General features: G+C 73.1%; 18 protein-coding genes. 14 read left to right on the top strand and 4 right to left on the bottom strand.

What is annotated here, in order from left to right; genetic code table 11:
• Positions 1-279, bottom strand: a 279-nt coding sequence (locus AB0K37_RS29770; RefSeq protein WP_363986609.1) for a LacI family DNA-binding transcriptional regulator, incomplete at its 3' end; no start/stop codon positions are given.
• Between the two features lie 121 nt (positions 280-400).
• Here AB0K37_RS29770 and AB0K37_RS29765 point away from each other — a divergent pair.
• A complete protein-coding gene (locus AB0K37_RS29765) occupies positions 401-1,609 on the top strand; it encodes an MFS transporter (protein WP_363986607.1) in 1,209 nt (402 codons plus the stop codon).
• A gap of 14 nt (positions 1,610-1,623) precedes the next feature.
• Here AB0K37_RS29765 and AB0K37_RS29760 read toward each other — a convergent pair whose 3' ends face one another.
• On the bottom strand, positions 1,624-3,492 hold the full coding sequence (locus AB0K37_RS29760) for a phospholipid carrier-dependent glycosyltransferase (protein ID WP_363986605.1): 1,869 nt from the start codon (positions 3,490-3,492) through the stop codon (positions 1,624-1,626).
• An 85-nt stretch (positions 3,493-3,577) separates the two neighbouring features.
• Here AB0K37_RS29760 and rsmI point away from each other — a divergent pair, with 85 nt between their 5' ends.
• Together rsmI and AB0K37_RS29750 are read left to right on the top strand one after the other, a co-directional pair.
• On the top strand, positions 3,578-4,435 hold the full coding sequence (gene rsmI / locus AB0K37_RS29755; protein WP_363986603.1) for a 16S rRNA (cytidine(1402)-2'-O)-methyltransferase: 858 nt from the start codon (positions 3,578-3,580) through the stop codon (positions 4,433-4,435).
• Between the two features lie 138 nt (positions 4,436-4,573).
• Positions 4,574-4,876, top strand: coding sequence for a hypothetical protein (locus tag AB0K37_RS29750; protein WP_363986601.1), 303 nt, complete (start codon positions 4,574-4,576; stop codon positions 4,874-4,876).
• Between the two features lie 44 nt (positions 4,877-4,920).
• Here AB0K37_RS29750 and AB0K37_RS29745 read toward each other — a convergent pair whose 3' ends face one another.
• Complete coding sequence (locus AB0K37_RS29745) at positions 4,921-6,369, bottom strand: hypothetical protein (protein WP_363986599.1); 1,449 nt, start codon at positions 6,367-6,369, stop codon at positions 4,921-4,923.
• A gap of 780 nt (positions 6,370-7,149) precedes the next feature.
• Between AB0K37_RS29745 and AB0K37_RS29740 the strand changes: the two genes are divergently transcribed.
• Together AB0K37_RS29740 and AB0K37_RS29735 are read left to right on the top strand one after the other, a co-directional pair.
• Positions 7,150-8,514 (top strand): glycosyltransferase family 2 protein, encoded by a 1,365-nt coding sequence (locus AB0K37_RS29740; RefSeq protein WP_363986597.1) that lies wholly within the window; start codon positions 7,150-7,152, stop codon positions 8,512-8,514.
• A 103-nt stretch (positions 8,515-8,617) separates the two neighbouring features.
• Positions 8,618-10,465, top strand: a complete 1,848-nt coding sequence (locus AB0K37_RS29735) for a hypothetical protein (RefSeq protein WP_363986596.1) — start codon at positions 8,618-8,620, stop codon at positions 10,463-10,465.
• Here the strand turns inward: AB0K37_RS29735 and AB0K37_RS29730 are convergent.
• Positions 10,462-12,078 carry a glycosyltransferase family 39 protein gene (locus tag AB0K37_RS29730; RefSeq protein ID WP_363986594.1) on the bottom strand — a complete coding sequence of 539 codons (1,617 nt, stop codon included), beginning with the start codon at positions 12,076-12,078 and terminating at the stop codon, positions 10,462-10,464. The two genes, AB0K37_RS29735 and AB0K37_RS29730, sit on opposite strands and share 4 nt — an antisense overlap.
• A gap of 93 nt (positions 12,079-12,171) precedes the next feature.
• Here AB0K37_RS29730 and metG point away from each other — a divergent pair, with 93 nt between their 5' ends.
• From metG to AB0K37_RS29685, 9 genes are all read left to right on the top strand, one after another.
• Entirely contained in the window at positions 12,172-14,004 is a 1,833-nt protein-coding gene (metG, locus tag AB0K37_RS29725) for a methionine--tRNA ligase (protein ID WP_363986592.1), read from the top strand.
• A complete protein-coding gene (locus tag AB0K37_RS29720) occupies positions 14,001-14,825 on the top strand; it encodes a TatD family hydrolase (protein WP_363986590.1) in 825 nt (274 codons plus the stop codon). Before metG ends, AB0K37_RS29720 begins: the two co-directional genes overlap by 4 nt.
• A 158-nt stretch (positions 14,826-14,983) precedes the next feature.
• Positions 14,984-15,808, top strand: a complete 825-nt coding sequence (locus tag AB0K37_RS29715; protein ID WP_363986588.1) for a transglycosylase family protein — start codon at positions 14,984-14,986, stop codon at positions 15,806-15,808.
• Positions 15,809-15,866: 58 nt separating this feature from the next.
• Positions 15,867-16,772: a 16S rRNA (adenine(1518)-N(6)/adenine(1519)-N(6))-dimethyltransferase RsmA gene (rsmA, locus tag AB0K37_RS29710; protein ID WP_363986586.1), complete on the top strand. Its 906-nt coding sequence runs from the start codon at positions 15,867-15,869 to the stop codon at positions 16,770-16,772.
• Entirely contained in the window at positions 16,769-17,941 is a 1,173-nt protein-coding gene (locus tag AB0K37_RS29705; RefSeq protein ID WP_363986584.1) for a hypothetical protein, read from the top strand. The genes rsmA and AB0K37_RS29705 overlap by 4 nt, the downstream gene beginning before the upstream one ends.
• A gap of 21 nt (positions 17,942-17,962) precedes the next feature.
• On the top strand, positions 17,963-18,892 hold the full coding sequence (locus AB0K37_RS29700; protein WP_363986582.1) for a 4-(cytidine 5'-diphospho)-2-C-methyl-D-erythritol kinase: 930 nt from the start codon (positions 17,963-17,965) through the stop codon (positions 18,890-18,892).
• A gap of 128 nt (positions 18,893-19,020) precedes the next feature.
• On the top strand, positions 19,021-19,260 hold the full coding sequence (locus tag AB0K37_RS29695; RefSeq protein WP_363986580.1) for a hypothetical protein: 240 nt from the start codon (positions 19,021-19,023) through the stop codon (positions 19,258-19,260).
• Positions 19,261-19,335: 75 nt separating this feature from the next.
• A complete protein-coding gene (locus AB0K37_RS29690) occupies positions 19,336-19,680 on the top strand; it encodes a hypothetical protein (RefSeq protein WP_363986578.1) in 345 nt (114 codons plus the stop codon).
• Between the two features lie 60 nt (positions 19,681-19,740).
• A partial coding sequence (locus AB0K37_RS29685; protein WP_363986576.1) for an ABC-F family ATP-binding cassette domain-containing protein occupies positions 19,741-21,083 on the top strand: 1,343 nt, incomplete at its 3' end.

Below are 21,083 nucleotides of genomic sequence, written 5' to 3'. Positions count from 1 at the left end.
GGCCGCGACCCGCGCGGCGCCGGTGTAGACGGGGCCGAAGAACGGCGCGGTCAGGGTCGGCACCATCAGCAGGACGGTCCGGGTGGTGCCGAGCCGCAGGTTCCGGGCCGCCTGGTTGGGCCGGTAGCCGAGCCGCTCGGCGGCGCTCCGCACGCTGCGCGCGGTCGCGGGGGAGACGCGCCCGCTCCACTTGCCGCCCAGCACGAGCGAGACCGTGGACTGCGAGACCCCGGCCTCCTGGGCCACGTCCTTGCTGGTGGGACGGCTGATCGCCGGCACCGGCGCCTCCCTGGCGGATCGTTCTAACGAAATCAGACTAGAACGGGAGGACTCGGAAGTGGTACGTATGACGGAGGTAATACGTATGACTGACAATCGAGACAGGACCCGGGGGCCATCGATGCGCGGCTATGTCGTCTTCCTGCGGAGGCCGTACGCGGGACGGCTGCTCGGCGGCACCCTTCTCGGCCGCCTGCCCAACGGGATGGGCATGCTCGCCGTCGTCCTGCACGTCCGCGCCGACGACGGCGGCTACCCGCTCGCCGGGACCCTCGCCGCGATCCTCGGGCTGTCGACCGCCGCCGGGCAGCCCGTCCTCGGCCGCGCCATGGACCGGTTCGGGCAGCCGCGCGTCCTGCTGCCCGCCGCCTGCGCCTCCGCGGCCGGGTTCGCGCTGCTCGCCGCCGTCGGCGCGGCCCCGCTCCCGCTGGCCGTCGCCGCCGTCTTCGCCGCCGGGTTCGCCACCCCGCCGCTCGAAGCCGGGCTGCGCGCCCTGTGGCCGGACGTCCTGGACGGCCCGGAGCAGGTCGACGCCGCCTACGCCCTCGACGCCGCCGCCCAGGAGCTGCTGTTCACCGTCGGGCCGCTGCTCGTCGTCGCCGCGGCCGTCGTGAACACCGAGACCGCCCTGCTGATCACCGGCGCCCTCGGCATCGCCGGGACGCTCGTCGTCGCGCTGTCCGGGCCGTCGCGCCGGTGGCGGGGCGAGCCGCGCGCCTCCGACTGGGCCGGGCCGCTGCGGTCGCCCGGCCTGCGGGTCCTGCTGCTGTCGCTCGCCTGCGCCGGGATCGCCCTCGGCGTCTACTCCGTCGCCGTCGTCGCCTACGCCGAGGACCTGGGCCGCGATCTCGCGTCCGGACTGCTGCTGGCGTGCATGGCGGGCGGCGCCCTCACCGGCGGGATCGTCTACGGCGCCCGCAAGTGGGCGGGCGCCGCGCACCGGCGGCTGCCCTGGCTGCTCGCGGCGCTCGCCGCGGGATACCTCCCGCTCGTCCTCGCGCCGGGTCTGCCCGTCATGTCGGTGCTCGCGTTCGTCTCCGGCGTCTTCCTCGCGCCGGTGCTGGCGTGCAGTTTCACGCTCGTCGACCGGCTCGCCCCGGCCGGGACCGTCACCGAGGCGTTCGCGTGGATCGTCGCGGCGATCGGCGCGGGCGGCTCCGTCGGCTCGTTCGTCTCGGGAGTCGGGCAGGACGCCGCGGGCGTGCCCGGCGCGTTCGCGGGCGCCGGGGTCGGGGGCGTCCTCGCCCTGGCCCTGTGCCTGCTCGGCGCGCGGACGCTGCGTCCCGCCGCGGCCCCGGCCGTCACCGCGGACGCCGCCGCCCGGCTGTGACGGCCGGCCGCGCGTCAGACCCAGCGGTCGAACCACATCCGCGCCTGCCAGTCCTCGTAGGGGATCGTCTGCGCGGACAGGATCGGATGGAAGTACGCGAAGTTGGCCAGCACCACCAGCAGGAAGGCGCCCGCCGCGGCGGCGCCGATCAGCCGCCGGGCCCCGGCGGTCTGGGCGTGCGCGTGCGCTCCGTGCTCCTCGAACGGCGTGTGTTCGCCGTACGCCCCGTGCTCGCCGTACGCCCCGTGGTCGTCATACGGCGCGTGGTCGTCATACGGTGCGCGCTCGTCATACGGTGCGCGCTCGTCACACGGTGCGTGTCCGTCATACGGCACGAGGGCCGGCGACGGTCCGGCGGGCGGCTCCCACGGCAGCGCGGGAGGCTTTTCGGTGGAGGCCCGCGGCGGAGCGGCAGGCCCCGCGTCGTAGCCGCTCTCGCCGGGGCGCGCCGCGTGCGCGCCCGCCGCCGAGGCGGGCGCCGGTCCTATCAGGTACCCCAGCACCAGGACGACCGCGAGCACCATGAACGGGATGAGCGGCGTCGCGTAGAACAGGAACATCGTGCGGTCGGCGAACGCCGACGGGAACCAGGTCAGCCAGCCCGCGAGGAAGCCGAGCAGGATCGCCCCCGCGCGCCAGTCGCGCAGGATCAGCCAGATGAACGCGACCACGACCAGCGCGACCAGCGCCCCCCACCACAGGGCGGGCGTGCCGATCCCGAGGATCTCGCGCGAGCAGCGGGTCGCGCCGCCGCACGCGCCCTTCGGCTCGGTGTAGAAGAACGCGACCGGACGGCGGAGGATCGGCCAGTCCCAGGGCCACGACTGGTAGGGGTGCTTGGCGTCCAGACCCGTGTGGAAACCGAGCATCTCCGAGTGGTAGTGCCACAGCTTGGGCATCGCCTCGAACGGCCGCCACAGCGGGTTGCCCGAGACCTCGCCGCGCCCCCAGCCGCCCGGCTTGAAGATCCATCCCCACCAGGTCGCCAGGTACGCGACCAGCCCCACCACGACGATCTGCACGAACGCCGGGACGGCCTCCAGCAGCATCGTCCCCTGCAGCGGGGCCCGGACCCCGGCGGCGCGGCGGGCGCCGTAGTCCCACAGGACGGTCATGAGCCCGAACGCGGCGACGTAGAAGACCCCCGTCCACTTGGTGGCGCAGGCGAGGCCGAGGCAGACGCCCGCCCCCCAGCGCCAGCCGTGCGCGAGGAACGGCCCGTACACCGAGGTCCGGCCCTGCTCGATCCGCTCGGCGAGCACGCGGCGGGAGCGGTCCCGGTCGTTCACCAGGCAGGCGAACCCGGCCAGGACCCAGAACATCACGAAGACGTCCAGCAGCGCGGCGCGGCTGGTCACGAACGCCAGGCCGTCCAGCGCCAGCAGCAGCCCGGCGGCGCAGCCGAGCAGCGTCGAGCCGGTCATCCGGCGGGCGAGGCGGCACAGGATCAGCACCGACAGCGTCCCGATCAGGGCGGGCATGAACCGCCATCCGAACGGTGTCGCGCCGAACATCCACTCGCCGATCGCGATCATCCACTTGCCGAACGGCGGATGCGCGACGAACGCGGGCCCGCTGCCCCAGATATGGGCGTCCGGGTCCGCGATGAGCATCTTGTCGGCGCCCTCGACGGTGTTGTGCTCCCAGCCGAACCTCAGCAGGGCGAGCGCGTCCTTGGCGTAGTAGGTCTCGTCGAACACCACCGCCTTCGGCGTCGCCAGGCGGTCGAACCGCAGGTACGCGGCGAGCGCGGTCACCAGCAGCGGGCCCAGCCAGGACAGCAGCGGGCTGCCGGGGATCGCCGGCGCGAGCCATTCCCGCAGCGCAGGGGGCCTGCGCCGGGAGGCCATGGCCGGGACCGGAGCCAGATCCGTCGTCGACATCCTGCGAGTTTATTTGCACTTCCCTCCTCCTTCAGGACCTTGGCGCCTTCCCTGGGACAATGATCCGCGTGACGGGACGAGCGGGATGGGGGCCGTGATGGAGGCGGGGACGGGGACGCTGCGGCTCGCGGCGGCGCCGATCGGCAGGCCCGAGGACGCCTCGGCCCGGTTGCGGGCCGCGCTCGCGGAGGCGCCGGTCATCGCGGCCGAGGACACGCGGCGGCTGCGGCGGCTGGCGGGCGACCTCGGCGTCGAGCCGGTCGGCCGCGTCGTGTCCTACAACGACCTGAACGAGCGGGAGCGGGCCGCGGGGCTCGTGGAGGACCTGCTCGCCGGGCGGGACGTGCTGGTGATCACCGACGCCGGGATGCCGGGCGTGTCGGACCCCGGCTACAGGCTGGTGCGCGCCGCCGTCGCGGAGGGCGTCCCGGTCACGGTGCTGCCCGGGCCGTCCGCCGTCACGACCGCGCTGGCGGTGTCGGGGCTGCCGACCGACCGGTTCTGCTTCGAGGGGTTCCCGCCGCGCAAGCCGGGGGAGCGGGCCCGCCGGCTGGAGTCGCTCGCGGGCGAGCCCCGCACGATGGTGTTCTTCGAGTCGCCGCGCCGGCTGCCCGTCACCCTCGCGGCGATGGCGGAGGCGTTCGGCGCGGACCGTCCCGCCGCGGTGTGCCGCGAGCTGACCAAGACCTACGAGGAGGTCCGCCGGGGGACGCTCGGCGAACTCGCCGCGTGGGCGCGGGACGGCGTCCTCGGCGAGATCACGGTGGTGGTCGGCGGCGCGCCCGAGCCGCGGGGGCTGACGGACCCGGCGGAGCTGGCGGCGGCGGTCGCCGCGCGGGAGGCGGCCGGGACGCCGCGCAAGCAGGCCATCGCCGAGGTCGCCCGGGAGAACGGCGCCCAGAAGCGCCTCGTTTACGACGCGGTTGTCAAGGCCAGAAAATAGTCACCCCCCTCAGAGCGGTCCAAAGGGGTGTCTCCGGGGCATAACTGCTCCGGCGGCCTCCGGCCGGGGCATCCGAGTGAAGCAGACCAGGGGCGCCGAAGCGACGCGCGGAAGACGGTCTGTGAGGGGGTGAGCGCCATGCACGAGGCATGGGCGCACCACGAAGTGTGGGTCTTCGAGTGCCTGGGTTGCGAGGGGTCCTGGAACGAGGAGTTCCAGGTCCGGCACTCCGGTGACGGGCACGGTAACCAGGCCGTCATCTACGAGCGCCACGGCCAGCCCTGCACGACGCCCTGGATGGACCGGTGCTGCCCGACCTGCGGCGGCCAGAACGTCAAGGCGCTGTCGGCGACCGACGGCAGGCAGGACGAGGTGCCGCTCGCCCGCAGCGGCAGCGACGTGGCGATGGTCTTCCACCTCCGCCGCATGCACGCCTGGTAGCGCGCGCGGCGGTCAGGCGGGGACGCGGTCAGGCGGGGACGCGGTCAGGCGGTGACGCGGGTGGCCCCTGCGGACTCCTGCGCCACCGGCTCGGCCGTCGGCGTCGGCGGGGTCGCCCCGCTCCTGCCGCGGCCGGTGAGGCGGCGCGTCCAGCCGGCCGCCGTCGCGCGGGCCTCGGGCCTGAACGCCAGCCCGGCGGCGAGCGCCGCCAGCGGGACGGCGGGCAGCACGTACCGGTAGTCGAACTCGGCGGTGGCCGCGGGCGCGAGCAGCAGCCCCGTGGCGAGCGTCCACGGCAGCAGCGCCTCGCCGCCGAACCGGCGCCACAGCGGGATCAGCCCGGCCAGGCCGAGGAGAAGGATGGCGCCGACCATGGTGCCGCGCAGGTAGAAGACGTCCTGGTAGCCGCGGGCGGCCCCGGCGAACGGCTCGACGACCTGCGTGCGGGCGTTGCCGTGCTCGTAGCCGCGCGCGTCCTGGGCGGCCGTCCCACCGCCGGGCATGTGCCAGTCGGGCAGGGGCCTGCTCTTCTTCTCGAACTCGTACTGCGAGTACGTCGCCGGGTCGGGGAACACCGTGCGCTTCCACTGGAAGACGCGGAAGAAGTCGTGCGCGACGACCCGCGAGTAGTCGAGCGGCTGGGCGACGATGGCCCGCTTGGCGAAGTCGTTGCCGAGCTTGTTGTTCTCGGGGCTGAACCGCGTGCCGGTGTAGCGGTTGAGCGGGGAGCGGGCGTTCCAGATGCCGTCCTGCGAGTTCGGCAGCCGGTTCGCGGGCTCGGTGCACAGCGGGTACTCGCTGACCGGCAGGTCCTTCATCCGGTGGCAGTCGGCGAACTTGTAGACCCGGGCGTACAGGAAGATCCCGTTGCTCTCGGTGATCGCGAACTTGTCGCTCTCCGCCTTGTACCAGCTCATGTAGCCGAGCACCGGCAGCAGGCAGGCGGCCAGCGTGACGGCCATGAGCCGCCAGCCGCTGCGGCGGATCAGCATGTACACCAGCACGCCGAGGAGCACCGGCATCCCGACCGAGCGGGTCAGCCACGCCATCCCGACGATCAGCCCGACCCCCGCGGCGATCTTCCAGGACGGCTGGTCGCGCCACAGCAGCAGCGTGACCGCGCACATCACCAGGAAGGTGAACGTCGTGTCCGACAGCACCAGGTGTTCGAGCTGGAGCTGGTAGGCGTCCAGCAGGACCGGCGCGGACGCCAGCGCGGCGCCCCAGCCGGGCAGCCCGAACCGGCGCCGCAGCAGCGCGTAGATCATCACGCCCATGGCCAGGCCCATGAGGTGCTGGAGCCCGGCGACCAGCGCGAAGCTGTGGAACGGCTTGAGGACGAGCAGCAGGAACGAGTACCCGTCGGGCCGCAGCGGGTGCGGGTACGGGTCCATCGCGACGTTCAGGTAGTCGAAGCTGTCGTTGAAGAACATCACCGGCTGGTAGCCGAGCATCGCCACCAGGCGGAGAAGCGCCGCTATGGCAATGATCACACTGAAGACCGGGTTTCGGCGCGCCAGCGTCCACAGCCCGCGGCCGCGTCCGCGACCCGCCTCCGCACTGTCTCCGGGCGCGTCGTCCGGCGCGTCCCCCGATTCCGAACGGACCTCTGTGCCCGTTTCGGGCACGTCCTTAATGGTCTCACCGGGAGCGATGGCCGTTATGTCGGATTCCGGACCTTCTGTGCCGGAATCGGGTGCGACGTTGCCGGCCTCTGACGAAGATTTGGCCGAGTCCGGAGCGGTCTTCGCGTTCCCCGGCGCGCCGGCCGGAGCGTCCGGTGCGGCCGGCGCCGCGGCGGACCCGGCCGTCGTCGCGAGGGCCGTCCCGCCCTGCGCCGACCCGTCGAGCGCGGTGCCTTGCGGCGTTTCCCCCGCCACGGCCGCACCTTCCCTTCGATGTCCGGCCCCCGGTCCGGTGGCATTGCGTTGGTCCAGGGCACTACGTTCGTCCACGGCACTGCGTCCTGCGGCGCGCGTCACAGCCGCCCACCCTTTCCGGGCCGCCGTGCCCGTATGCTTGACGTCCTAACATGCCGCCCGCGACGGTGCCGGATAGGGTTTTCCGGTTGCAAGTGGGCAACACGATACGGGTGCTCTTGACGAGAGCGGCCATCATGCCCCGCCCTCGGCGGGCATCATGAACGCCGACGGGCCGTCCCGATGAACAACACGCGGAACAACAGAGATTAGTGGAAAACGCCGCAGACGGTCAGCAGGTGTAACAGGGTCACCAAGGGTAACGACGCCACCAGGGGTAATGAAGGAGATCGCGTGGAACTCTCCGTAGTGATGCCATGTCTGAACGAGGCCGAGACGGTCGAGACCTGCGTCCGCAAGACCATCGGTTTCTTCGAGGACAGCGGCATCGACGGCGAGGTGGTCATCGCCGACAACGGCAGCACCGACGGCAGCCAGCAGCTGGCCCGCGACGCGGGCGCCCGCGTCGTGCCGGTGGTCGACAAGGGCTACGGCAACGCCCTCATGGGCGGGATCCGGGCCGCGCGCGGCAGGTACGTCGCGATGGGCGACGCCGACGACTCCTACGACTTCACCACCCTCGGCCCGTTCCTGGACGAGCTGCGCGACGGCGCCGACCTCGTCATGGGCAACCGGTTCAAGGGCGGCATCGCCGACGGCGCCATGCCGCCGCTGCACCGCTACCTCGGCAACCCGGTGCTCAGCTTCGTCGGCCGGCTGTTCTTCGGCAGCAAGATCGGCGACTTCCACTGCGGGCTGCGCGCCTTCGAGAAGGACGCGATCCTGCGGCTCGGCCTGCAGACCGGCGGCATGGAGTTCGCCAGCGAGATGGTCGTCAAGGCGACCCTGCAGGGCTACGACATCCGCGAGGTGCCGACCACGCTGTCGCCGGACGGCCGGACCCGCGCCCCGCACCTCAACACCTGGCGCGACGGCTGGCGCCACCTGCGCTTCCTCATGCTCTACAGCCCCCGCTGGCTGTTCCTCATCCCCGGCCTGGTCTTCATGATGCTCGGCCTGGTCGCCGGCGTCGCGCTGTCGACCGGCCCGGTGACCGTCGGAGACATCGCCTTCGACGTCGACACGCTGGTCGGCGCCTCCGCCGCGCTGGTGATCGGCTTCCAGGCGGTGCTGTTCGCGCTGCTGACGAAGGTCTATGCGATGCAGGAGGGATTCCTGCCGCACGACCGCCGCGTGCAGAGGCTCATCGACTGGTGGAGCCTGGAGCGCGGTCTGCTGCTCGGCGGGCTGCTCGCCGTCGCCGGTCTCGGCGGCCTCGTCGCGTCCCTGCTGCACTGGCGGGTGAACAGCTTCGGCGAGCTGGACCCGCGGCACTCGCTGCGCATCGTCGTCCCCGCCGCGACCGCGCTGGTGATGAGCTTCCAGGCCATCTTCGCCTCGCTGTTCGTCAGCATCCTCGGCATCCGGCGCCGCCAGCACCCGCCGCTCACGGACCCGGCCGAGGAGGCCGCGGGCGTCGTCGACGCCGCCGTGCAGAAGGTCGCCGAGGCCGAGAAGGCGGCGAAGGCAGAGAAGGCAGAGAAGGCGGCGAAGGCCGAGAAGAACGAGAAGGGCGCGACGGAGGAGGAGCCGGAGAAGGTCACCGCGGGCAAGGCGGGCGCGACCGCGTCCGAGGACGGCGACGAGGACGCTCGCTGAGCGTCTCCGGGCCGGGCCCGGGCGCCGCGCCCGCACTATGACAGGCTTGACCGTCGATGGAGCTTCATTCCCCGGCAGTCCGCGCCCGGCGCGCCGCCCGCCGGTGAGCACGCGCACGCCGCAGGACGCCGCGCGCCCGGACGCACCGCCCGGGGGCCCGGACGCACCGCCCGGAGACGCCGCCGCGCGGCCGCCGGCCTTCCCGGCGGATCCGGCCGCCGCCCCGCCGCGCGCGGACCGCCGCCGCTGGGCCTGGCTGTTCGCGCTCGGCTGGCTCGCGCAGGTCGCCGTGCGGCTGTGGCTCGCATCGGGGCAGACGCTTCCGGTGGCGACGCCGGACGAGTCGGGGTACCTGTTCGCCGCCCGCGTCCTGACCGGCGGGCCCGACGCCGACATGTCGTTCGGGACGGTGTACCGCGGCGGCTACCCGCTGCTGCTGACGCCCGCCTTCTGGATCGGCGACGGCCCGGTCGCGGTCTACCGGGCCGCCCTGGCGATCAACGCGCTGGTCAGCGCGGCGATGCTGCCGCTGGCCTACCTGCTGCTGCGCCGGCTGGCGGTGCGGCGGCGCTGGTCCTACGTTTTCGGGCACGTCACGGCGCTGCTGCCGTGCGTGCTGTTCTACTCCGGGTTCGTGCTGACGGACGCGATCCTGCCGGTGCTCGTGGCCGGCTGGCTGCTTCTGGCGCACACCTGGCTGACCGCCCCGCCCCCGGACGGGCGCCGCCCGTCCCTCCGGCTGACGGCGGCCGGGACGGGCGCGTCGCTGCTGGTCGCCTACGCCTACGCCTGCCACACCCGCGGCGCGATCCTGCTGCTCGTGCACGCCGCGCTGCTCGGCGCCGCCCTGGTGTTCCGGTGGCGGTCCTGGCGCGCCGTGTCCGCCGCCACGCTCGCCCTCGCCGCCGCGACGGCCGCGGGGATGCTGCTGAACCGGTCGCTGCTGCCGCACATGTACCCGCAGGGCGACAACGATCTCGGCGGCAACGTCGTGAAGCGCCTCACCACGCTGGACGGGTGGGGCTGGATGCTCTCGCTCGGCACCGGCCAGGTCTGGTACCAGTCCGTCGCGACCGGCGGCGTGGCGGCGCTCGGGCTCCTCGCCGTCGCGTTCCTCGCGGTGCGCCGCACCACCCCGGGGCCGGTCCGGGCGCTGGCGATCGCGGTCATCGCGCTCGTCGCGGGCATCGCCTTCGCCACGTCGGCGGCCCTGCCCGTCGAGTACCGCATCGGCAACTACGTGTACGGCCGCTACCTGGCCAGCGTCACGCCGGCGCTGTTCGCGGTGGGCGTCGCGGTCCTGATGCGCGCCTCGCGGCGGACGCTGCTGTGGGCGGCGGGCGCGGCGGCCGTGCTGACGGTCGTCGCCGCCTGCGTCGTCCAGTGGTACGCGGGCGACCTGCTCACCCGGTACACCTACACGGCCTACGACTTCCCTGAGACATCGCTCCTGACCTGGGACTGGACGGCGTTCGACCTCTGGCGGGCCACGTCCGCCGGGTTGCTTCTGCTCGTCCTGTCGACGGCGGCCGTCCTGCTGCGCCCGCACCGCTCGACCGGCCGGCTGCTGCTGGCGGGCCTGCTGGCCGCCGTGGCGCTGACCATGTGCGTCACCGCGACCGAACGCATCGCGCAGCCGCTGGTGCGCGCCGAGACGGCCTACACCGACCTGCGGGGCACGGTGGACCTGACGAAGCAGCGGTCCATCGCCGTCGACTGGAACATCTGGTGGACGATCCGGCTCTCCCAGTACTACTGGGCCTGGTGGAGCGACGGCAGCGTGTTCGACGCCCGCTGGACCGCGCCGCCGCAGGACGCCGACATGGTCGTCCTGGCCTGGCCGAAGAACGCTCCTCCCACCGCGTCCTGGCCGAAGGGCGCTCCGCCCGGCTGGCACGTCGTCGCCAGCCGCCGCACCGTCGAGGGCGACTGGGTCGCCTGGGCCCGCTAGCTTCCGGCGGCGGCCTGCGCGGGCGGATTCCAGAGCTGCAGCACCCCGTCCGACGAGCGCCACATGAGCGTCCAGCCCTGGGCGGGGTCGGGGCGCCAGCCGCCGCCGATCTGCGACTCCATGCCGCGCCAGCGCGTGTAGAGCATCGGCCCCTCCGTCGCGTTGCGCGGGACCGGCATGTAGTGCGGGAAGTCGCGGATCTCGCCGCGCCAGACCGGGCGCCCCCACATGTCGCGGGTGTAGAAGGTGAGGGTCTGCGCGAGCCGCCGGTCGGCGCAGATCAGCGTGATGTCGCGGTGGCTGCCGAGGTACCCGCGCAGCTCGTTCCACGCCTTGTCGCGCGGCAGTTCGGGGACGGTGCGGACGGCCGCCACCGCGTACGTCGCCCCCAGCGCGACCGCCAGGACCGGGGCCGCGACCGTCCGCAGCCGCAGCCGCGACACCAGGCCGGGCGGCAGCATCCGGAACATCAGGATCAGCGATCCGGAACCCCCGGCGAGCAGCGCGGGCAGCACCGCGAACCAGTACCGCTGGAGCCAGGCGCGCAGCGAGATGTCGTTCGGGTCGAGGACGCCGGAGAACAACGTCAGCGGCACGGCCAGCGTGAAGAACCACACCAGGACCAGCGCGAGCCGCCGGTCGCGGGTGAGGGCCCAGCCGACGATGGTGAGGACCAGCGCCGCGGTGAAGACGAGCCCGAGCGGGTTCCAGTCGTGCATCGCGCGCAGGAACGACCGCGCGGCGAGCGAGCGGGTGACGTAGTCGCGGGACTGGCCGCCGTGCTCGGCCGCCGACATGAGCCCGGCGAGCGGGCTGCCCCACACCAGCTGGTTGTGGAGGAAGTTGAGCAGCAGGATCGCCAGCATCGGCGCGCCGACCGTGACGTTGCGGCGCCACGGGATGCGCAGCAGCGCCAGGTAGGCGGGGATGGCGAGGAAGAGGAAGGCCAGGAACTCCCGGACGAGGAACGACGCGCCGAGGAGCACCCCGGCGGCGAGCAGCATCCGCGTCTGGGCCCGGCCGGACCTGCGGCTCGCGACGACGAGGCCCGCCATCCCGAGGGTGAACAGCCCCGCGCCCGGCATGTCCGGCAGCATCACCCCGGTCGACCAGGTGATCTCGTGGCCGAACGGGTTGGTCATGGTGAAGAACGGGTGGACCAGCATGACCGCCGCGGACGCCAGGCCCGCCACGTCCCCGAACAGGGACCGGACGACCAGGTACGTCCCGACGAAGAAGGCGGCCCCGCCGAGGGCGGCGACGGTGAAGTAGGCGGCCTGGCCGTCCCCGAGGACCTCCTGGACCAGCCGGGCCGGGAGCACCAGTCCGATCCGGGTGACCTGGTGCGGGACCTCGTCGAACGGCCACTGGGCGAGCGGGATGTGCGGCCAGTCGCGAGCGGCGAGCCACACGTAGTACGGGTCGAAGTACAGCGGCGGGGTCATGGTCACCCACTGGGCGAGCACGGCGGACGCCGCGACCAGCAGCGACAGCCACACCACCCGCCGGATCCGCCGCACCCGGCTCAGCGGGCCGGTGCGGGCGGGCGGCGCGTCCGGCCCCGCGTCGTCGGCTTCCCGGGCGGCCGCCTGGTCGGACGTGGTCTGGGCCATGCCTTGAGTTCCCGCCTCCGCTGGTCCGTGCTGTGACGCCGAGCCAGGTTACTCGCGTGCCGCGGCCCCCGTGACGCGACTACCCTTGATTCCATGTCCTCGTCAAGCCGTCATATCTTGACCGCGCCCGCATGGCCGTACGCCAACGGGCCCCGTCACATCGGGCACGTCTCCGGTTTCGCGCTGCCCGCCGACATGTTCAGCCGCTACCAGCGGATGGCGGGCAACAAGGTCCTGATGGTCAGCGGCACCGACGAGCACGGCACGCCGATCCAGGTGCAGGCCGACAAGGAGGGCGTGACGGCCCGCGAGCTGGCCGACCGCTACAGCTCCGTGATCGCCGAGGACCTGTACGGCCTCGGGATGTCCTACGACCTGTTCACGCGCACCACGACGCTGAACCACTACGCGGTCGTCCAGGAGATCTTCAAGGGCCTGTACGACAACGGCTACATCTTCCCGACCAAGACGATGGGCGCGATCTCGCCGTCCACCGGCCGGACGCTCCCGGACCGCTACATCGAGGGCACCTGCCCCATCTGCGGGTACGACGGGGCGCGCGGCGACCAGTGCGACAACTGCGGCAACCAGCTCGACCCGATCGACCTGATCAACCCGGTGTCGCGGATCAACGGCGAGACGCCGAAGTTCGTCGAGACCGAGCACTTCATGCTCGACCTGCCCGCGTTCACCGAGGTCCTCGGCCGGTACCTGCGGAGCAAGCAGGGCGGGGGAGCGGCGGGGCGCGGCCAGGGGGGTGAAGCGCAGTGGCGGCCGAACGTGCTGAAGTTCGCGCTGAACCTGCTCGACGACATGCAGCCGCGGGCGATCAGCCGCGACCTCGACTGGGGCGTGCCGATCCCGCTGGACGGCTGGCGCGACAACCCGGCCAAGAAGCTGTACGTGTGGTTCGACGCCGTCGTCGGCTACTTCTCCGCGTCGGTGGAGTGGGCGCGGCGCTCCGGTGACCCCGAGGCGTGGCGCGCCTGGTGGCAGGACCCGGAGGCCCTGTCCTACTACTTCATGGGCAAGGACAACATCGTCTTCCACGCCGAGATCTGGCCGGCGATGCTCCTCGGCTACAGCGGCCAGGGTGACAAGGGCGGCACGCCCGGCTCGCTGGGCGCGCTGAACGTCCCGACGGAGGTCGTGTCGTCGGAGTTCCTGACGATGGAGGGGCGCAAGTTCTCCTCGTCCCGCCAGGTGGTCATCTACGTGAAGGACTTCCTGGAGCGCTACGACGTGGACGCGCTGCGCTACTACGTCGCGGTCGCGGGCCCCGAGAACCAGGACACCGACTTCACGTGGTCGGAGTTCGTCCGCCGCAACAACGACGAGCTGGTGGCGGCGTGGGGCAACCTCGTGAACCGCTCGGTCACCATGGCGGCGAAGAACTTCGGCGCGATCCCCGAGGCGGGCGACCTCACCGACGCCGACCGGGCGCTGCTGGAGCGCAGCCGCGCCGCGTTCGGGGCCGTGGGCGCCGAGCTGGGGCGGTCGCGGTTCAAGAACTCGATCACCGAGGCTCTGGACGTCGTCCGCGACGCCAACAAGTACCTGTCGGACCAGGCGCCCTGGAAGCTGAAGGACGACCCCGAGCGGGTCAAGTCGATCCTGCACACCGCGCTCCAGGTCGTCGACGACGCCAAGACGCTCCTGACGCCGTTCCTGCCGAACTCCTCGCAGAAGGTCTACGAGATGCTCGGCGGGCAGGGCGTGTGGAGCGGCATGCCGCGGCTGGAGACGGTGTCGGAGGAGGGCGGCCCCGACTACCGCGTCCTCACCGGCGACTACGCGACCGAGGCGCGCTGGGAGTCCGTGCCGATCAAGCCGGGCGTCCCGCTGGCCAAGCCGGTGCCGCTGTTCAAGAAGCTGGAGACCTCCGTGGTGGACGAGGAGCTCGCCCGGCTGGAGAAGAAGGCGTGACCCAGGAGGGGGACGGGCAGGCCTCACGGTCCTACGCGCCGCTGCCCGAGCGCCTGCCCGTCGACGTCTTCGACAGCCACTGCCATCTCGACATCGTCGAGACGCCGGTGGACGAGCAGCTGAGGTCGGCGAAGGCGGCGGGCATCGCGCGGATCGTCACGATCGGCTGCGACCTGCCGTCCTCCCGGTTCGCGGTGGACGCCGCCGGCGAGTTCGACGACGTGTACGCGGCGGTCGCGATCCATCCGAACGAGACGACGGGCGTCAGCGACGCCGTCCTGGCCGACGTCGCCCTGCTCGCCGCGCACCCCAAGGTCCGCGCGATCGGCGAGACGGGCCTGGACTACTACCGCGACTGGGCGCCGAAGGAGGACCAGCACCGCTCCTTCCGCGCCCACGTCGACATCGCCAAGCGCACCGGCAAGGCCCTGGTCATCCACGACCGGGAGGCCCACGACGACGTGCTGGCGATCCTGGAGGAGGAGGGCCCGCCCGACACGGTCGTCTTCCACTGCTACTCCGGCGATGCCGCCATGGCGCGGGTCTGTGCCGATCGCGGCTACCTGATGAGCTTCGCCGGGAACGTCACGTTCAAGAACGCCGAACCCCTGCGGGAGGCGCTGCGCGCCGCGCCGCTCGACCTGCTGCTCGTGGAGACCGACGCGCCGTTCCTGACGCCGATCCCGCACCGCGGCAAGCCGAACGCCTCGTACCTGATCCCGCACACCGTCCGCGCGATGGCGGAGGTCAAGGGCGTCGACCTGGCGGAGCTGTGCGCCGCGATCGCCGCGAACGGGGAGCGCGCCTTCGGTCCCTGGTGACCCGCGCGGGGCCGGCCGGGGTGGAGCGGGTCCCGCGGCAGGCATATCGGGCAAATGGGGTGAGTGGCGGCGTTCCGGTGGCGGAGACGGGCGGGGACCTCTAATCTCTGGCCGTTGGACGGGCGCCCCCCGAGCCCGGCTCCCTGGAGGAACTCCCCGTGCCTTCCCCATCCGTGCCGCGCGAGCGCGCCGCCCGCGCGATCGCGCCCCTCGCCGTCCTGCTGGCGTCCGCGCTGCTCGCCTCGGCGTGCGGCGGGGACGGCGGCTCGGCGTCCCCGAAGAACGGCGTCGTCGCGGACGCGCCGCGCACCTCCGCCCCCGCGCCGCGCAAGGTCGTCATCGTCGTCGACGCGAAGAAGACCGAGACCATGACGACCGGCGCGACCGTCGGCCAGGTGCTGGAGCAGGCGAAGATCGCGCTCGGCCCGCACGACCTGGTCGAGCCGGCCGCCGACAAGCCCGCCGGGGACGTCATCAAGATCATGCGGCTGCTGTCGGACCCGGTGACCAAGGTCGTGAAGACGACCGCCCCGACGGTCCGCAGGAAGAGCTCGTCCGTCGCGCCGTGGAGCGAGAAGGAGCTGCGCAAGGGCCGCCCCGGCATCACGATCGTCAAGGTGGCCTACGTCCGGCGCAAGGGCCGCAAGGTTGTGAAGGTCCTCGCGAGGAAGGTCAAGCGCAAGCCCGTCGCGCAGATCATCGCGGTGGGGCCGAAGTCGGCGAACAGCGGCTCGGTGACGCGGCTGAACTGGCACGGCCTCGCCAACTGCGAGTCCCACAACAACCCCAAGGCCGTGAACCCGGCCGGGTACTACGGCCTCTACCAGTTCTCCCTGGCGTCGTGGGCGTCGGTCGGCGGCTCGGGGAAGCCGTCGGACGCCAGCTCTGCCGAGCAGACCTATCGGGCCCAGCTGCTCTACAAGCGGGTGAACGGCCGCTGGCAGGGCCAGTGGCCCAACTGCGGGAAGTTCCTGTTCTCCTGACCGGCGCCCGCGGGGCCCTGGGGACCGGGCCCGCGCGATGACAGGAGAGACTTGACGCATGGGGGACACCAGGGGCCTGCTCGGGCCGGCGGACGTGCGGGAGCTGGCCGGGCGGCTCGGCATCAGGCCGACGAAGACGCTCGGGCAGAACTTCGTCATCGACGCCAACACCGTCCGGCGGATCGTCCGGGCCGCCGAGCTCGACCCGGGCGACGTCGTCATCGAGGTGGGGCCCGGGCTGGGGTCGCTCACGCTGGCACTGCTGCCGCAGGTGCGGCGGGTCGTCGCCGTGGAGATCGATCCGGCGCTGGCCGCCGAGCTGCCGGCCACGGCCGCCGCCCGGGAGCCGGAGCTCGCGGGACGGCTGGAGGTCGTGCGCGCCGACGCGATGAGGATCGCGGAGGTGCCGGGGCCCGCGCCGACCGCCCTCGTGGCGAACCTGCCCTACAACGTCGCCGTGCCCGTGGTGCTGCACCTTCTGGCCACGCTGCCGTCGCTGCGGTCCGCGCTGGTGATGGTGCAGGCCGAGGTCGCCGACCGGATGGTCGCCGCGCCCGGCTCCAAGATCTACGGGGTGCCGTCGGTGAAGCTCGCCTGGTACGGGGAGGCGCGGCGGGCCGGGGCCGTCGGGCGCGCCGTGTTCTGGCCCGCGCCGAACGTCGACTCCGGGCTCGTGGCGTTCACCCGCCGCGACCCGCCGCCGACCGGGGCGTCCCGGGAGGAGGTGTTCGCCGTGGTCGACGCCGCGTTCGCGCAGCGCCGCAAGACGCTGCGCGCGGCCCTCGCGGGATGGGCGGGGTCGGCGGCGGCGGCCGAGGAGGCGCTGCGCGCCGCGGGCGTCGAGCCGCGGACCCGGGGCGAAGCGCTGGACGTGGCCGCCTTCGCCCGAATTGCCGAGTATGGTCCTTCTCGCCGGGGTGATCACTCTCGAACCCCTGAGGCGAGGGCTCCCCGCGGGGGATGAGACAGCATCAGTACGAGCCGGAGGTCGATGTGAAGGCGCGTTCGCGGGCGGCGCGGACCCGGATGCCGATCGTGGGGACGGCACTGCTCGCGATCGCGGGCACGATCGCCACGGTCGCGGCGGGCTGCGGGGGCGGCGCCGGCGCGGCACCCAAGATCACGACGACCGCGCGGGCGGGCGTGGCGCCGGTCCCGCCGGGCCAAGGGGCCTACTTCGGGGCGTGGGTGCCGCCGGAGGGCGGCCTGCCGTCCGCCTCCGCCTCGCCGTCCCCGTCCGGCTCGCCGTCGGAGTCGCCGTCGGAGTCGCCGTCGGACTCCGGATCGCCGTCGGAGTCGCCGTCCGGGAAGGACGCCGGCAAGCCGGGCATGGCGCCCGTCGCCGGCTTCGAGCAGCGGCTCGGCCGCCGGCTCGACATCGTGCAGAGCTACCGCGGCTGGAAGAGCGACTTCCCGGGCGGGCTGGAGAAGTCCGTCGCCGACGGCAACCGCTACCTGCTGCTGACCTGGGACGGCGGTGACGCCCGAGAGATCGTCCAGGGCGAGCACGACGACCTGATCGCCAAGCGCGCCCGCGCCGTCAAGGCCCTCGGCAAGCCCGTGTTCCTGCGCTGGTCGCGGGACATGGACAAGGCGTCCGAGCAGAAGCGCGTCCACTCGGCCGCCGACTTCACGGCCGCGTGGAAGCACCTGCGGGCGATCTTCAAGCGGGAGGGCGTCGACAACGTCGCCTGGGTGTGGTGCCCCACCGCCCGCGGCTTCAGCGGCGCGAACGCGGGCTCGTACTACCCCGGTGACGACCAGGTCGACTGGATCTGCGCCGACGCCCAGCCCGGCGCCGACTACGACTACCGCGACCTGTCGGAGGCGCTGAAGCTGTTCACGGAGTGGGCCCGGGGGCGCCACAAGCCCATCATGATCGCCGAGTTCGGGGTGCCGAAGTCCTACGGCCCGCGCCGCGCCGAATGGCTCCGCGAGGCCGCCAAGACCCTGCAGGACCCGCAGGTCAAGGCCGTCGTGTACTTCAACTCCGACGAGCAGGCGAAGAACGCCCGCGACAGGCGCCGCTCCTACTCGGTGACCGGCGACACGCATGCGATGTCGGCGCTGCGCGAACTCGCCACGACCCCGTACTTCAACCCCCGCAACCTCCCCGTCACAAGCGGCGGCTGAGGGTCCCGTAGGGTTTCGCGAGTGAACGCAGTGACGGTGCGGGTCCCCGCCAAGGTGAACCTCCAGTTGGGCGTCGGGCCGATCCGCGACGACGGCTACCACGACCTCGTCAACGTGTTCCACGCCGTGTCCCTGTTCGACGAGGTGACGGCCGAGCCCGCCGAGCGGCTGGCGGTGGAGGTCCGGGCGGCCCCGCACTCGCGCGTCGCGGTCGGCGGCGTCCCCACCGGCGAGGACAACCTCGCCGCCAGGGCGGCCCGGCTCGTCGCGGCGCGACTCGGCGTCGAGACGGCCGTGCGGCTCTCGATCCGCAAGGCGATCCCGGTCGCGGGGGGCATGGCGGGCGGCAGCGCCGACGCCGCCGCCGCGCTCGTCGCGTGCGCCCGGCTCTGGGACGACCGCGAGGAGCCCGCCCTCAGCCGCGACGACCTCATGGAGCTCGGCGGCGACCTCGGCAGCGACGTCCCGTTCGCCGTCCTCGGCGGCACGGCCGTCGGCGTCGGGCGCGGGGAGCGGCTCACCCCCGCCCTCACCCGCGGCACCTTCCACTGGGTGTTCGCGACCGCCGACGGCGGCCTGTCCACGCCCGCCGTCTACGGCGAGTGCGACCGGCTCCGCCTGGCGGCGGGGGAGGCGGCCGCCTGGCCGACCGTGTCCGAGGCGCTGATGACCGCGCTCGCCACCGGGGACGCCAAGGCGCTCGGCGCCGCGCTGTCCAACGATCTGGAGCCCGCCGCGCTGTCGCTGCGCCCGTCGCTGCGCCGCACGCTCGACGCCGGCCGCGAGCTCGGCGCGATCGGCGCGCTCGTCTCCGGTTCCGGTCCCACCTGCGCGTTCCTCGCCGAGACCGACGAGGACGCCGCGGGGCTGGCGGACGCGCTGGACTCGGCCGGCGTCGCGGAGCAGATCGTCCGGGCTCACGGACCCGTCCCCGGGGCCACAGTCATCTGACGGGACGGTGGGACGCCCCTGTCCCGGTAGCTGCCATCGTCACACAAGCGAACCTTGATGTTGCAGAGCGCGTCTTCTATGCGTGACACCGGTTCCTCCGGGACTGACCCGACCGGCGAGGTGGAGCGATGACGTATCTGTCCGGGATGCTGAGCCTCGTGGCGATCGTCGTGATGGCGACGCTTGTTCTGCTGGCGGTGCGCCGCGACCGGGCTCTCCGCCGCAACGCCCCTGAGAAGGTGGTGGCCGCCGCGGGAACGGGCTCCCTGCCGGGTTCCGCCGCGCCTGGCCCCGGGGTCCCGGGCTCCGCCGTGCCGGGGCCCGTGGCACCCGGCTCCGTGGTGCCGGGGGAGGCGGGCGGGCAGTAGGCTCGCCGCGCGGCCGGGGACCCGGGCCGCCCTGATCGATCGGTTCGCCTCCCACGATTGTCGGAACCTAGCGAAATGGCTCGACTTGGCATGCTGACCCCCTTGATCCTCCTGCTGCTGCTCCTGGTCGTCGGCGTCGTCGTGGTGCTCGTGGTGGTGCTCGCCGCGAAGTCATCGAGGTCCGGCGGGAGCACGGCGTACAGGCCGCCGGGCGCCCCGTACCCGCCGCAGCAGTACGGCCAGCCGGGGCAGTACGGGCAACCCGACCAGTACGGCCAGCCGGGCCAGTACGGGCAACCCGGTCAGTACGGGCAGCCGGGCCAGCCCGGTCAGTACGGGGAGCCCGGTCAGTACGGGGAGCCCGGCCGGCCCGGCGGGCCGGAGCAACCCGGACCTTCGGCGCCGCCGCCCCCGAACTGACCGTCCGAGCGGGGCGCGCCGTGCGAGCGGTGCGCGCGGGGCCCTACGCTTGAAGGCGCCGTGAATCTGATCAATCTTGAGAACGTCGCCAAGGCCTACGGGCCCAAGCCGCTGCTCGACGCCGTGTCCCTCGGCCTGGACGAGGGCGACCGCGTCGGCGTCGTCGGCCGCAACGGCGGCGGCAAGAGCACTCTCGTGTCCGTCCTCGCCCGGGAGACCGAACCCGACGACGGGCGCGTCACCCACGCGCGCGGGATCCGGCTCGGCTACCTGACCCAGCGGGACGCGTTCGCCGAGACCGCGACCGTCCGGTCCGTGGTGCTCGGCGACCGCGCCGAGCACGAGTGGGCGGGCGACGTCCGGGTCCGCGAGATCCTCGGCGGCCTGCTCGCCGACCTCGACCTGGACGCGCCGCTGGCCGGCATGTCCGGCGGGGAGCGCCGCCGCGTCGCGCTGGCCCGGCTCCTGGTCCCCGAGTCCGACCTGCTCCTGCTGGACGAGCCCACCAACCACCTCGACATCGAGGCGATCGACTGGCTGGCCCGGCACCTCAGGGACCGCAAGGTCGCGCTGCTCGTCGTCACCCACGACCGCTGGTTCCTGGACGCGGTCACCGACCGCACGTGGGAGGTCGTCGACGGGCGCGTCGAACGCTACGAGGGCGGCTACTCCGCCTACGTCCTCGCCAAGGCGGAGCGCTCCCGGATCGCCGCCGCCACCGAGGCCAAGCGGCAGAACCTGCTCCGCAAGGAGCTCGCGTGGCTGCGCCGCGGCCCGCAGGCGCGCACGTCCAAGCCCAAGTTCCGGGTCGACGCCGCGCAGGCCCTCATCGCCGACGAGCCGCCGGCGCGCGACTCGGTGGAGCTGACCCGGTTCGCGACGGCGCGGCTCGGCAAGACCGTCTACGACATCGAGGACGTCAGCGTCCGCCTCGGCGACCGCGACCTGTTCCAGCGCATGACGTGGCGGCTCGGCCCTGGCGACCGGGTCGGTCTCGTCGGCGTCAACGGCAGCGGCAAGAGCACCCTGCTGCGCCTCCTCGACGGCTCCGTCCGGCCGGTCTCCGGCACGGTGGTGCAGGGCAAGACCGTCCAGCTCGCGCACCTGTCGCAGAACCTGGAGGAGCTCGACCCGGCCCGGCGCGTCCTGGAGTCGGTCGAGGAGATCCGCCGCCGCATCACCGTCGGCAAGCGCGAATGGACCGCGAGCCAGCTCCTCGAACGGCTCGGCTTCGCGGGCGACCGGCAGTGGACGCCCGTCGGCGACCTGTCCGGCGGTGAGCGCCGCCGCCTGCAACTGCTGCGCCTCCTGATGGCCGAACCCAACGTCCTCCTGCTGGACGAGCCCACGAACGACCTCGACATCGAGACCCTCACCGAGGTCGAGGACCTCCTGGACGGCTG

It is taken from the genome of Actinomadura sp. NPDC049753 (genome assembly GCF_040674655.1).
Taxonomy (GTDB): Bacteria; Actinomycetota; Actinomycetes; order Streptosporangiales; family Streptosporangiaceae; genus Spirillospora; species Spirillospora verrucosospora.
The sequence above is the reverse complement of the archived record's forward strand: the minus strand, read 5'-3'. Positions and strand labels throughout refer to the sequence as shown.